The organism is Comamonas koreensis (genome assembly GCF_014076495.1).
In the GTDB taxonomy this organism is placed as follows: Bacteria; Pseudomonadota; Gammaproteobacteria; order Burkholderiales; family Burkholderiaceae_C; genus Comamonas; species Comamonas squillarum.
In genome coordinates, this window is record NZ_CP043575.1 from 3,066,020 (window position 1) to 3,079,586 (window position 13,567).

Here is a 13,567-nt window from a genome sequence, read left to right on the forward strand (position 1 = left end):
TTTAGGCGTACAGCGGGTTGATCTTGTCGGCGTTGATGCCGTACTTGGCAATCGCATCGGCGACCTTTTGCGCGGGCAGCTTGCCGTCTTCGGCCAGCGCCTTCAAGGCGGCTACCACGATGTAGTGGCGGTCGATCTCGAAGTGCTCGCGCAGCTTGCGGCGGAAGTCCGAGCGGCCAAAGCCGTCCGTGCCCAGCACCTTGTAGGTGCGGCCCGCGGGGATGAAGGGGCGAATCTGCTCGGCGTAGGACTTCATGTAATCGGTCGAGGCGATCACCGGGCCGGTGCTGTTGCCCAGCTCGGCGGTCACAAACGGCACCTTGGCGGTTTCCAGCGGGTGCAGCAGGTTCCAGCGGTCTGCATCCTGGCCGTCGCGGGTCAGTTCGTTGAACGATGGGCAGCTCCAGACGTCGGCAGCCACGCCCCAGTCGGCAGCCAGCAGCTCTTGCGCAAAGAAGGATTCGCGCAGGATGGTGCCCGAGCCCAGCAGTTGCACGCGCAGGTCGCCGGCGCCACCGGCCTTGCACAGGTACATGCCCTTGAGGATCTTCTCCTCGGTGCCGGGCGTGAGGCCTGGCATCGCATAGTTTTCGTTGAGCAGCGTCAGGTAGTAGAAGATGTTTTCCTGGTTCTGCACCATGCGGCGCAGGCCTTCGTGCATGATCACGGCCACTTCGTGCGAGAAGGTCGGGTCGTAGCTGATGCAGTTGGGGATGGTGCCCGCCAGGATGTGGCTGTGGCCGTCTTCGTGCTGCAGACCTTCGCCATTCAAGGTGGTACGGCCCGAGGTGCCGCCCAGCAAGAAGCCGCGTGCCTGCAGGTCGCCAGCGGCCCAGGCCAGATCGCCAATGCGCTGGAATCCGAACATCGAGTAGTAGATGTAGAACGGAATCATGATGCGGTTGCTGTGGCTGTAGCTGGTTGCCGCAGCAATCCAGCTGGACATGCCGCCCGCTTCGTTGATGCCTTCCTGCAGGATCTGGCCCTTGGTGTCTTCCTTGTAGTACATCACCTGGTCTTTGTCGACCGGGGTGTACTGCTGGCCATGCGGGTTGTAGATACCGATCTGGCGGAACAGGCCTTCCATACCGAAGGTACGGGCCTCGTCCACCAGGATGGGCACCACGCGGGGGCCGATTTCCTTGTCGCGCAGCAGCTGGGTCAAGAAACGCACATAGGCTTGCGTGGTCGAGATCTCACGGCCTTCGGGCGTGGCTTCGAGCACGGCCTTGAAGGTGTCCAGCGGAGGCACGGTGAACTGCTCGTCGGCCTTTTCGCGGCGCTTGGGCAGGTAACCGCCCAAGGCCTTGCGGCGCTCGTGCAGGTACTTCATCTCCGGGGTGTCGTCGGCTGGCTTGTAGAAAGGCAGCTCGGCAATCTGGCTGTCCGGGATCGGGATGTTGAAACGGTCGCGGAAGGCCTTGATGTCCTCATCGGCCAGCTTCTTGGTCTGGTGGACATTGTTCTTGCCCTCACCGACCTTGCCCATGCCAAAGCCCTTGACGGTCTTGACCAGCAAGACGGTGGGCTGGCCCTGGTGGTTTTGCGCTGCGTGGAAGGCAGCGTAGACCTTTTGCGAGTCGTGGCCGCCGCGCTGCAGGTTCCAGATCTCGTCGTCGCTCAGGTGCTCGACCATCTTCAGGGTGCGTGGATCGCGGCCAAAGAAGTTCTTGCGCACATAGGCGCCGTCATTGGCCTTGAACGCCTGGTAGTCGCCGTCGTTGCACTCCATCATGATCTTGCGCAGCGCGCCGTCATGGTCCTTGGCCAGCAAGGCATCCCAGCCCTTGCCCCAAATCAGCTTGATCACGTTCCAGCCGGAACCGCGGAACTCGCCTTCGAGCTCCTGGATGATCTTGCCGTTGCCACGCACCGGGCCATCGAGGCGCTGGAGGTTGCAGTTGATCACGAAGATCAGGTTGTCGAGGTTTTCACGCGCGGCCAGGCCGATCGCGCCCAAGGATTCGACCTCGTCCATTTCACCGTCGCCACAGAACACCCAGACCTTGCGGTTTTCGGTGTTGGCAATGCCGCGGGCGTGCAGGTACTTCAAAAAGCGCGCCTGGTAGATCGCCATGATGGGGCCCAGGCCCATCGAGACGGTGGGGAACTGCCAGAAATCGGGCATCAGCTTGGGGTGCGGGTAGCTCGACAGACCTTTGCCGTCCACTTCCTGGCGGAAGTTGAGCAGCTGCTCTTCGCTGATGCGGCCTTCGAGATAGGCGCGGGCATAGATGCCGGGCGATACGTGGCCTTGGATGTAGAGGCAGTCGCCGCCGTGGTTGTCGCTCTCGGCATGCCAGAAATGGTTGAAGCCGGCGCCAAACATGCTGGCCAGCGAGGCAAAGGAGCCGATGTGGCCGCCCAGGTCACCGCCTTCTGGTGGGTGCAGGCGGTTGGCCTTGACCACCATGGCCATGGCGTTCCAGCGCATGTAGGCGCGCAGGCGTTGTTCGATCTCGAGGTTGCCGGGGCTGCGCGCTTCCTGCTCGGTCTCGATGGTGTTGACGTAGCCGGTCTTGGCGGAGAAAGGCAGATCGACGCTGTTCTGGCGCGCGTGCTCGAGCAATTGCTCGATCAGCGAGTGGGCGTAATCTGCGCCCTCACGGTCGATCACAGCGGACAGCGCGTCCATCCATTCTCGGGTTTCTTGGTCGTCGGTGCGGGTGGGGCCGTTGACGGCTTTTTGTTCGGATGGTTCGGACATGCTCGCGTCTCCTTCAAGTGATCTGCTATGAATGACTGTGCCAGAGTTTCTCACATTTTTTGAAGATTTCAAATAGCGGTCTTCATTTTCATATTATGGGAAATTGCTGCAAACGCACAATCCATGGGCGCTGCAGCAGGATGCATCGGGGACCAGATCAACGATTTGCCCGGCATCAGGGCATGGCCGCCCTGCCCTGGACTACACTCACCCTCCATGAATTCGACCGAGCGCCCCGCCACCCCATCCCCAAACAGCCGTCCTCGTTTGGTGCAGATGTGGCAGACCTGGTGGCGAGGATTGTCACCTTCGAGACAAGATCGCTATGCGGCCATTGCGCCCTTGGTGGCCGTGGTGATGTTTTTCATCGCCATCGTGGCCGCTTTTTGGTACCTGCGCAGCGAAGAGCTCGAGCGTGAGCGTGAGGCCATGCGCCGCGATGTGGAATATGCCCAGCAGCGCATTCGGCTGCGCCTGTCCGAGCGCCAGGAGCAACTGATGCGCCTGGCCCGCGACGTGGGCAACCAGGACGTGGACAAGAATGGCTTCAACGACCGGGCTGACACGCTGATCAGCCAGTACGCCGAGCTGCAGGCCCTGACCTGGATTGATACCGGCCGCCAGGTGCGCGCCACCCAGTTTGGCCCCAGCGTGGCCGCAGAGAACCTGCTCACCGTGGACGAGGTGATCCAGAAAAAGGAGCTGCTCGAGCTCTTTGAGATGGCGCGCGATCTGCAGCAGCCTGTGTTCTCGCAGCCACTGGCCACCAGCGAGACAGCGCCCATGCTGCTGCTGGAGGTCCCCATCAGCCAGAAGGGCCGCTTTGGCGGCGTGCTGCTGGCCGAGTTCTCGATCGACAACCTGCTGCGTTACGGCACGCCCACCGAGATCCTGGCCCGCTACGCGGTGACCCTGCAGGACGGCAAGGGAACCACGCTGGCCGGCACTCCGCTCACCCCACGTGTCGCCGCCCAGCGGCTGCTGCCCTGGCGCGCGGCGCCCAATGAATTCGAGATGCCAGTCGCTCCCGTGGGTAACAGTTTGAAGCTGCGCGCCCAGGGCTACCACACCTCGCTCGGCCTGGTCAGCAACGGCCTGTTCTGGCTGGTCTGTGTGCTGAGCTTTATGACCGCCTGGCTGCTGGTGGCGACCTGGCGCCACACCCGCAAGCGCATACGCGCGCAAGAAGCCCTGCAGGGTGAGACCAATTTCCGCCGAGCGATGGAAAACAGCGTGCTCACGGGCATGCGCGCATTGGATCTGCAAGGCCGCATCTCTTATGTGAATGCCGCCTTTTGCCAGATGACCGGCTGGAGCGAGGAAGAGCTGGTGGGCAAGCTGCCGCCCTACCCGTACTGGCCCGAGGGCGACCAGAGCACCTACCACGACATGCTGATCGACGAGATGAGCGGCAAGGTGTTTCCCGGTGGTTTCCAGATGCGGGTCAAGCGCAAGAACGGCACGATGTTCGAGGCCCGGCTCTATGTCTCGCCGCTGATTGACGGCCACGGCCGCCAGACCGGCTGGATGACCTCGATGACCGATATCACCGAGCCCAACCGCATCCGCGAGCAGCTCTCGGCGTCGTATGAGCGCTTCACCATCGTGCTCGAGGCACTGGACGCCTCGGTGTCGGTCGCGCCGCTGGGCAGTGCCGAGTTGCTGTTCGCCAACAAGCTCTACCGGCAGTGGTTTGGCTCGCAAACCGTGGGCCATTTGCAATTGGTGGCCCAGGCCGGCGTGTTGCCCAGCAACAGCAATGCCAACACCAGCATGGACGATGAAGATGGGCTCATGGGCCTGCCCAGTGACGAGATCACCACTGCTGTCAGCGGCAATGCCGAGATCTATATCGCCGAGCTGGGCAAATGGCTGGAAGTGCGCTCGCGCTACCTCAACTGGGTGGACGGGCGCCTGGCGCAGATGGTGATCGCCACTGACATCACGCCACGACGCCAGGCCGAGGAGCAGTCCGCGCGCCAGGCCGAGAAGGCCGCCACCGTGAGCCGCCTGGTGACCATGGGCGAGATGGCGTCGAGCGTGGCCCATGAGCTGAACCAGCCACTGTCGGCGATCAGCAACTACTGCTCGGGCATGATCACCCGCGTCAAGAACGGGAGCCTGAGCGAAGAAGCGCTGCTAGGGGCCTTGGAGAAAACCGCCCACCAGGCCCAGCGCGCCGGCCAGGTGATCCACCGCATCCGCTCCTTTGTCAAACGCAGCGAGCCCAACCGGGCACTGGCCGATGTCAGCGACATCGTCAGCGAAGCGGTGGAGCTGGGCTCGATCGAGCTCAAGCGCCACAATGTGCGGCTTTCGCACCACGTTGCCGCACGTCTGCCCAAGGTCAAGGTCGACAGCATCCTGATCGAGCAGGTGCTCATCAACCTGATGAAGAACGGCGCCGAATCCATTGCCAATGCCGAGCGCCCGGCCCACCAGCGCATGGTGGAACTGCGCGTCGTGCCTCGCAAGATCGACGCCACGGATGTGATAGAGTTTTCCGTTCAAGATACGGGGCGCGGTCTGTCACCCGAGGCTTTGGAGCGCCTGTTCCAGGCCTTCTTCTCTACCAAGAGTGAAGGCATGGGAATCGGGCTCAATCTCTGCCGCAGCATTGTCGAATCTCACCATGGCCGGATGCAGGCAGAGAACCTCTACAATGGGCCGGAGGTGACAGGTTGTAATTTCAGCTTTTGGATTCCGGTGGCCAGCCCCGCGGAGTCGGCTGAATAGCCAGCGCTATACCAATACTGATAGAAGGAATTGTGCATGAGCTTGATCCCCAAAAAGGGCACGGTCTACGTAGTCGATGACGATGAGGCGGTGCGTGACTCGCTTCAATGGTTGCTGGAGGGCAAGGATTACCGGGTGCGCTGCTTTGACTCAGCCGAGTCCTTCTTGGCACGCTACGATGCCCGCGAGGTCGCCTGTCTGATTGTCGATATCCGCATGGGTGGCATGAGCGGCCTGGAACTGCAGGACCGCCTGATCGAGAACAAGTCGCCGCTGCCCATCGTCTTCATCACCGGCCACGGCGACGTGCCCATGGCGGTGGACACGATGAAAAAAGGCGCCATGGATTTCATCCAGAAGCCTTTTGACGAAGCCCAGCTCGATGCCTTGGTCGAGCGCATGCTGGACCAGGCACGCGATGCCTTCGCAGGCCACCAGCAAGCGGCTAGCCGCGATGCGCTGCTGGCCAAGCTGACGGGCCGCGAGTCGCAGGTGCTCGAACGCATTGTGGCCGGTCGCCTGAACAAGCAGATCGCCGATGACCTGGGCATCAGCATCAAGACCGTCGAAGCGCACCGCGCCAACATCATGGAAAAGCTCGGCGCCAATACCGTCGCTGATCTGCTCAAGATTGCGCTGGGCTCCAATGCAGCGGCCAAGGCAACGTGATAAATTAGCGGCCTTCGCGCCCTAAGGACAACGTTCCAACAACGCTTCTCAAAGCGCAATGCGCCGGTACCGGCTTCGGTACGGCGCATTTTTCAATTCCGCGCGCCATGCTGGGGGCTCGCCCGGCTGCTGGACCACGCGCAACCCTTTTTGGATGACCACATGACTGCTCAATTGATCGATGGCAAGGCCCTCTCCCAGCAACTGCGCTCCGATGTCAAGGCGCGTGCCGACCAGCTCAAGGCCAAGGGCATCGTTCCGGGTCTGGCCGTCATCCTGGTCGGTGACAACCAGGCCAGCCAGGTCTATGTGCGCAACAAGGTCAAGTCCTGCGAGGAGTGCGGCTTCCATTCGGTGCTGGAGAAGTACGACGCGAGCATGACCGAGGCGGAGTTGCTGGCCCGGGTCGAGGCGCTCAACAACGACCCGAGCATCCACGGCATCCTGGTGCAGCTGCCGCTGCCCAAGCACATCGACGACCACAAGGTCATCGAAGCCATCTCGCCCAAGAAGGACGTGGACGGCTTCCATGTGGCCAGCGCCGGCGCGCTGATGGTGGGAGAAGTGGGCTTCAAGGCCTGCACGCCCTACGGCTGCATGAAGATGCTCGAATCGATCGGCATGAAGGACCTGCGCGGCAAGCATGCGGTGGTGATCGGCCGCTCCAACATCGTGGGCAAGCCCATGGCGATGATGCTGCTGGCGGCCAACGCCACCGTCACCATCACCCACAGCGGCACAGCCGACCTGGCTGCGATGACCCGCCAGGCCGACATCATTGTGGCGGCCGTGGGTAAGGTCAATGTGCTGACCGCCGACATGGTCAAGCCCGGCGCCGTGGTGATCGATGTGGGCATGAACCGCAATGCCGAAGGCAAGCTCTGCGGCGATGTGGATTTTGACGGCGTCAAGGAAGTGGCCGGCTACATCACCCCCGTGCCCGGCGGCGTAGGCCCGATGACCATCACGATGCTGATGGTCAACACGCTGGAGTCGGCCGAGCGCGCCTGATCTGCCCAAAACCGCCTCGATTCCGCCGCGATTTATCGCGGCGGTAAAACTATGAAAACGATAGCTGTTGGCATCCGCCTTGCCGGTGCCAGCAGCTTTTTTTTGTGCTTAAATGACAGGCAATGATCTCCGGATCGCGATTACGTTCCAAGTGCCAACATGGCATTGATTGCAGGGCGCCAGGCCCCATATACAGCACCATGACCAATCCATTGCTCGATTTCAGCGGCCTGCCCCGCTTTGACCAGGTCCAACCTGAACACATCGCCCCCGCCATCGACCAGCTTCTGGCCGAGAGTGAAGCGGCCCTCAAGACGGTCACAGCGCCCGAGTTCCCGGCGCAATGGAACGAGATCGCCAAGGTGCTCGATGTCAGCACCGAAAAGCTGGGCCGCGCCTGGGGCATGGTCGGTCACCTCAACTCCGTGGCCGATACGCCTGCGCTACGCGCAGCCTACAACGCCGAGATGCCCAAGGTCACCGCCTTTTGGACGCAACTGGGCGCGGACGAGGCGCTGTATGCCAAATACAAGGCCATTGACCCGGCTACGCTGAACAGCGAGCAAAAGCAGGCCTGGGACAACGCGATGCGCAACTTTGTGCTCGGTGGTGCCGAGCTGCAGGGCCAGGCGCGCGAGACCTATGCGCAGCTGCAAGAAAAAAGCGCCATCGCCTGCCAGAAGTACAGCGAAAACGCGATGGATGCGACCGACCAGTTTGCCTACTATGCGGAGCTGGACGAGCTGGCTGGCGTGCCGCAAGACGTGATCCAGGCTGCCCGCGCTGCAGCCGAAGCCGAAGGCAAGCCCGGCTACAAGCTGACCCTGAAGATCCCCAGCTACCTGCCGGTGATGCAGTTTGCCAAGAGCAGCGCCTTGCGCGAGAAGCTCTACCGCGCCTACACCACGCGGGCCAGCGAGTTTGGCGATACCAAGCTCGACAACACGCCGTTGATGGTCGAGATTTTGAAGATGCGCGAGCAAGAAGCGAATCTGCTGGGCTACCCCAGCTTTGGCGAGTTGTCGGTCGCGCCCAAGATGGCCCAGTCCTCCGCCCAGGTGCTGGAATTTTTGCAGGAGCTAGCCAGCAAGGCCAAGCCCTATGGCCAAAAGGATGTGCAAGACCTGCGCGACTATGCCCGCACCGAGCTGGGCCTGGACAACCCGCAGGCCTGGGACTGGGGCTACATTGGCGAGCACCTTAAAGAAGCGCGCTACGCGTTCAGCGAGCAGGAGCTCAAGCAGTACTTTCCGGCGCCCAAGGTGCTGGCCGGGCTCTTTCGCATTGTCGAGACCTTGTTCGGCGTGCAGATCAAGGGCGACCTGGCTCCCGTGTGGAACCAGGACGTGGCCTTCTACCGCATCGAGCGCGATGGCGTGCTGGTCGGCCAGTTCTACCTGGACCCCCCAGCGCGCAATGGCAAGCGCGGCGGCGCCTGGATGGACGATGTGCGCACCCGCTGGCTGCGCCCGGACAACGGCGAGCTGCAAACCCCGATCGCACACCTGGTCTGCAACTTTGCCGCTGGCGTCGATGGCAAGCCGCCGCTGCTGACCCATGACGACGTGATCACCCTCTTCCACGAAACCGGCCACGGCCTGCACCATATGCTCACGCAGGTCAACGAGCGCGATGTCTCCGGCATCGGTGGTGTGGAATGGGATGCGGTCGAGCTGCCCAGCCAGTTCATGGAAAACTTCTGCTGGGAGTGGGAGGTGCTGCGCCATATGACGGCCCATGTCGACACCGGCGAGCCGCTGCCCCGCGCGCTCTACGACAAGATGATTGCGGCCAAGAACTTCCAATCGGGCATGCAGACCTTGCGCCAGATCGAGTTCTCGCTGTTTGACATGCGCATCCACACCGAGCTGTCGGGTGAAGGCATCAATGCGGACGCCATCTATGGCGTGATGCGCGATGTGCGCCGCCAGGTGGCGGTGCTCGATCAGCCAGACTTCAACCGCATGCCCAACACCTTCACCCACATCTTTGCCGGTGGTTATGCCGCTGGTTACTACAGCTACAAGTGGGCTGAGGTGCTGTCGGCCGACGCCTTTGCCAGCTTTGAAGAAGCAGCGCAAAAGCGCGGCAGCAGCGATGTGGTGGACCGCGAGGTGGGCCAGCGCTACCTGCATGCGATTTTGGAAGCCGGTGGCAGCCGCCCGGCCATGGAATCGTTCAAGGCCTTCCGGGGCCGTGAGCCGCAGCTCGACGCACTGCTGCGCCACCAGGGCATGGCCGAGCCGCTGGCGGCCTGACCGGCTCCGGCTGCCGGTCACCCCTTCAGTGCCCGGCAGCCCACAGCCAGCTGCAGTGCTGCGCAGGCATAATGGCGCTACAACAGCTATAGAGAGGGATAGGCATGAAGAAAAAGGCTTTGGGCAGCATGCTCGTTGGCACCGCCATCGCTTGCGCTGCAGGCTTGGCAGGCGCGCAAACGGTGTACCGCATTGTGGGCCCCGATGGCCGGGTCACTTTCTCGGACCGTGCACCCACGTCCGACACCCCGAGTCAATCGGTCACCACCGGCGCCGTCACCGAGCCTGCGGGCACCCGCACCAGTGACCTGCCGCTGGAAGTCAAGCAAGCAGCCACCAAGTACCCGCTGACCTTCTACACCAGCAAGGACTGCGGTGCCTGTGATGTGGCTCGCCGCTATCTGCTGACCCGGGGTGTGCCTTTTGCAGAAAAGACGGTAACCTCCAACGCCGAAATCCAGGCGCTGCGCAAGCTCAACCCCGATGGCACCATCCCCTTTGCCACGCTGGGAAGCCAGCATTTGAGTGGCTTTAATGAAAACGACTGGAGCGCATACCTGGACGCAGCCGGCTACCCAGCCCAGTCCAAGTTGCCCTCCAGCTACCGCCCCGCACCTGCACAGCCTTTGATTCCCAAGGTGATTGCCCCGGCCGCTCCTGCCGCCGCGCAGCCGGCAGACGGCAGTGCCGAGCCAGCGTCGGGTAACCAGAGCGTCGAGCCCGATCGCGTTACGCCCAGCAATCCCACCGGGATTGTGTTCTAAGCAAACGCCATCCGTTTACAAAAAAATGGCCCGACCCGGCATTAGCTGGATCGGGCCATTGCTTTAAGGCGTGGAGGGCTTGGCGGTTTTAGAACTCCAGCGTTTCCACGCCTTGCTCGGTGCCCAGCAGGCAGACAGCCGCTTTTTGGTGCGCAAACACGCCGACGGTGATCACGCCTGGCCACTGGTTCACTTCGGATTCAAAAGCGGCAGGGTCGGCAATCGCCAAACCGGTGACATCGAGGATGTGCTGGCCGTTGTCGGTGACCAGCGGCTGGCCATCCTTGAGGCGGACGGTCGCATGGCCACCCTTGGCAGCAAAGCGGCGGGCGATCTGGGCCGCAGCCATGGGGATGACTTCCACCGGCAGCGGGAAAGCGCCCAAGGTCTGCACCTGCTTGGAGGCGTCCGCAATGCAGATAAAGCGGTCGGCAAGCGCCGCCACAATCTTCTCGCGCGTCAAGGCCGCGCCGCCGCCCTTGACCATGAAACCCTGGTGGTCGATTTCATCGGCGCCATCGATATAGACCGCGAGGCGCTCGACGTCGTTGGCATCCAGCACCGGGATGCCCAGCGCGCGCAGACGCTCGGTGCTGGCCACGGAGCTGGAGACAGCGCCCGGGATCTGGTCCTTGATGGATGCCAGCGCATCAATGAACTTGTTCACGGTGGAGCCCGTGCCCACGCCTACGATTTCTCCGGCAACCACATATTGCAGTGCTGCGCGGCCAACCTCGGCCTTTAATTCGTCTTGTGTCATGGTAGTGCGATCAGATCAGCGAAAATACAGATAACGCCTTGATTATCCCATCCCATGTCCCTGATCCCCTATTCCCTCTCCCGCGCCGTTCTGTTTGGCATGCAGCCCGAAGCTGCCCACGACTTCACGATGGACATGCTGGCCAAGGGCCAGAACACGCCGCTGGCCTGCGCCTGGCGCCAAAGCCGGGTGAGCGACCCCATCACGTTGGCGGGGATGCAGTTTCCCAACCGGGTGGGCATGGCAGCGGGCCTGGACAAGAACGCCCGCGCCATCGATGGCCTGGGCGCCATGGGCTTTGGCTTTGTCGAGGTGGGCACGGTCACGCCGCTGGCGCAGCCGGGCAACCCCAAGCCGCGCATGTTCCGCATCCCCGAGCGCGACGCGCTGATCAACCGCCTGGGCTTCAACAATGAAGGCCTGGCCGCTTTTGTCGCGAATGTGAAGAAGGCACAGTTCCGCAAGCAGGCATCACCGCTGCTGCTGGGCCTCAACATTGGCAAGAATGCGGCCACGCCGATCGAAAACGCCACCAGCGACTACCTGCAGTGCCTCGATGGAGTCTACCCCCATGCCGACTACATCACGGTCAACATCAGCTCGCCCAACACCAAGAACCTGCGCGCACTGCAAAGCGATGAGGCGCTCGATGCACTGCTGAGCGCGCTCGTGCAGCGCCGCGAGCAGCTGGCACGCGAGCATGGCAAGCACAAGCCGGTGTTCTTGAAGATTGCCCCCGATCTGAGCGAAGAGCAGGTCATCGTGATTGCCAACAGCCTCAAGGCCCATGGTATGGATGGCGTGATTGCCACCAACACCACCATCAGCCGCGATGCGGTGCAAGGCCTGCAGCATGCAGAAGAAACCGGTGGCCTATCGGGCCGCCCGGTGTTCGAGGCCAGCAATGCCGTGGTGCGCCAGTTGCGCGCAGCGCTGGGTCCGCAGTTCCCGATCATTGGCGTGGGCGGCATCTTGAGCGGAGCCGACGCGGTCGAGAAGATCAAGGCCGGCGCCGATGTGGTACAGATCTACACGGGCCTGATCTACCGCGGCCCAGGCCTGGTCACCGAGATTGCGCAGGCGCTGAAAGCGCAAGGCGGCCGGCGCTGATTCAGCCATCGGAACCCGCAACAGGCCAGCGCATGCGCTGGCCTTTTTTGCGCTCACCTGCTGCGCCGATGCGTCCAAGCGCCTCGCTCAGGCCGCAGTTTTCAAGCTCGCCAAGCCCAGCTTGGCCAGCAGCTTGGCGTCGCTGTCCGCCTCCGGGTTGCCAGTGACCAGCAGCTTGTCACCATAGAAAATCGAATTGGCGCCCGCCATAAAGCACAGCGTCTGCACCGCCTCGCCCAGTTGCTGGCGGCCGGCGGACAGGCGGATGCGGGCCTGGGGCATCACAATGCGCGCCACGGCAATCACGCGTACAAAATCCAGCGGGTCCAACGGCTCGCTGTCAGCCAGTGGCGTGCCGGGCACGCGCACCAGGCTGTTGATGGGCACGGACTCGGGGTAAGGCTGCATATTGGCCAGTTGGGCCAGCAGCGCGGCACGGTCCACCGGCGTCTCGCCCATGCCGACAATACCGCCGCAGCACACGCGTATGCCTGCGGCACGGACATGGCTCAGCGTATCGAGCCGCTCCTCGTATTGGCGGGTACTGACGACATCGCGGTAGTAGTCCGGTCCTGTGTCCAGGTTGTGGTTGTAGTAGTCCAGTCCGGCATCGCTCAGCGCCTGCGCCTGGTGGGGTGCCAACATGCCCAAGGTGGCGCAGCTCTCCAGGCCCAGCGCCTTCACCGCCGCAATCATCGCGCTGACCTGGGCAATATCCCGGTCCTTGGGCGCACGCCAGGCCGCGCCCATGCAAAAGCGGCTGGCACCTGCCTCCTTGGCTGCTTGCGCCGCGCGGGTGACCTCGGCAAGGTCCATCAGCTTGCCCGCCTGGACGCCAGTGTCGTATGCCGCAGATTGTGGGCAGTAGCCGCAGTTTTCGGGACAACCGCCCGTCTTGACCGAGAGCAAGGTGGCCAGTTCGATATCGCCGGCCGGCCAGTGCGCGTGGTGCACCGTTTGTGCATGAAGCATCAGCGCCATAAACGGCATCTCAAACAGGGCCTGTACCTGCGCTACGGGCCAGGGATCTGCTGCTGTCGCTTGTGGGATCGCAGCCGCCTGGGGGTGCCAATGCAAAGCCGACGTGGTATCGGATGTGTAGGGTGTGTAGGGTCCGGACATGGGAAAGCTCCTCAATCACTACCCGGTGCGGTATGCCTGGGTATGGCACTTATTGTGTCCAATGCCAGGCCGCATCGGCCCCATGCATAACCGCCTGTTCCGGCCCTGCGTGGCAGATTTGCTGCGCCGTTAACTTAAGGCGCTGTTGCAGGTGCATTGCCAGCATGAAGCACACAGATTACCGCAATGTCTGCCAATATGCAGTCAACTGCTCGTATTGTACGTTGACCAGAAGGCTACGCCGCCGCAACAAGGCATGCAGATAGCTGCAGATAAGGTGCCAGGAAGGCTGGCAGATGCCCCTCTGGGCCCTAGCCGTCCTCCCTTGGCCCCATTCGCCAAATACCACTGGCAGAATTTGGGAGCTTATTGACGCGGGAGCCGTGTTTGCATCCCAGCGCCTTTGAGGGTCTTTGCAAAAATCGCGCAT

9 protein-coding genes are annotated in these 13,567 nt (G+C 62.5%); 6 read left to right on the forward strand and 3 right to left on the reverse strand.

What is annotated here, in order from left to right:
- Position 1: 1 nt before the first annotated feature.
- Positions 2-2,707, reverse strand: coding sequence for a pyruvate dehydrogenase (acetyl-transferring), homodimeric type (aceE, locus tag F0Q04_RS13890; protein WP_182341404.1), 2,706 nt, complete (start codon positions 2,705-2,707; stop codon positions 2-4).
- Between the two features lie 216 nt (positions 2,708-2,923).
- Here aceE and F0Q04_RS13895 point away from each other — a divergent pair, with 216 nt between their 5' ends.
- The 5 genes from F0Q04_RS13895 (at position 2,924) to F0Q04_RS13915 (ending at position 10,145) form a co-directional block, all read left to right on the forward strand.
- Positions 2,924-5,443 (forward strand): PAS domain S-box protein, encoded by a 2,520-nt coding sequence (locus tag F0Q04_RS13895; protein ID WP_116925694.1) that lies wholly within the window; start codon positions 2,924-2,926, stop codon positions 5,441-5,443.
- Between the two features lie 36 nt (positions 5,444-5,479).
- Entirely contained in the window at positions 5,480-6,112 is a 633-nt protein-coding gene (locus F0Q04_RS13900; protein ID WP_021028067.1) for a response regulator transcription factor, read from the forward strand.
- A gap of 162 nt (positions 6,113-6,274) precedes the next feature.
- Positions 6,275-7,123: a bifunctional methylenetetrahydrofolate dehydrogenase/methenyltetrahydrofolate cyclohydrolase FolD gene (gene folD / locus F0Q04_RS13905; protein ID WP_116925696.1), complete on the forward strand. Its 849-nt coding sequence runs from the start codon at positions 6,275-6,277 to the stop codon at positions 7,121-7,123.
- Positions 7,124-7,323: 200 nt separating this feature from the next.
- Positions 7,324-9,381, forward strand: a complete 2,058-nt coding sequence (locus tag F0Q04_RS13910; RefSeq protein ID WP_182341407.1) for a M3 family metallopeptidase — start codon at positions 7,324-7,326, stop codon at positions 9,379-9,381.
- A 104-nt stretch (positions 9,382-9,485) separates the two neighbouring features.
- Complete coding sequence (locus tag F0Q04_RS13915; RefSeq protein WP_232539344.1) at positions 9,486-10,145, forward strand: glutaredoxin family protein; 660 nt, start codon at positions 9,486-9,488, stop codon at positions 10,143-10,145.
- Between the two features lie 88 nt (positions 10,146-10,233).
- Here the strand turns inward: F0Q04_RS13915 and rpiA are convergent, their stop codons facing one another.
- A complete protein-coding gene (gene rpiA, locus F0Q04_RS13920) occupies positions 10,234-10,905 on the reverse strand; it encodes a ribose-5-phosphate isomerase RpiA (RefSeq protein ID WP_182341410.1) in 672 nt (223 codons plus the stop codon).
- Between the two features lie 54 nt (positions 10,906-10,959).
- Here rpiA and F0Q04_RS13925 point away from each other — a divergent pair, with 54 nt between their 5' ends.
- Positions 10,960-12,015 carry a quinone-dependent dihydroorotate dehydrogenase gene (locus F0Q04_RS13925; protein ID WP_182341413.1) on the forward strand — a complete coding sequence of 352 codons (1,056 nt, stop codon included), beginning with the start codon at positions 10,960-10,962 and terminating at the stop codon, positions 12,013-12,015.
- 87 nt (positions 12,016-12,102) lie between these two features.
- On the opposite strand, the gene bioB is transcribed toward F0Q04_RS13925, so the two are convergent.
- Positions 12,103-13,137: a biotin synthase BioB gene (gene bioB / locus F0Q04_RS13930; RefSeq protein ID WP_182341416.1), complete on the reverse strand. Its 1,035-nt coding sequence runs from the start codon at positions 13,135-13,137 to the stop codon at positions 12,103-12,105.
- Positions 13,138-13,567 lie beyond the last annotated feature (430 nt).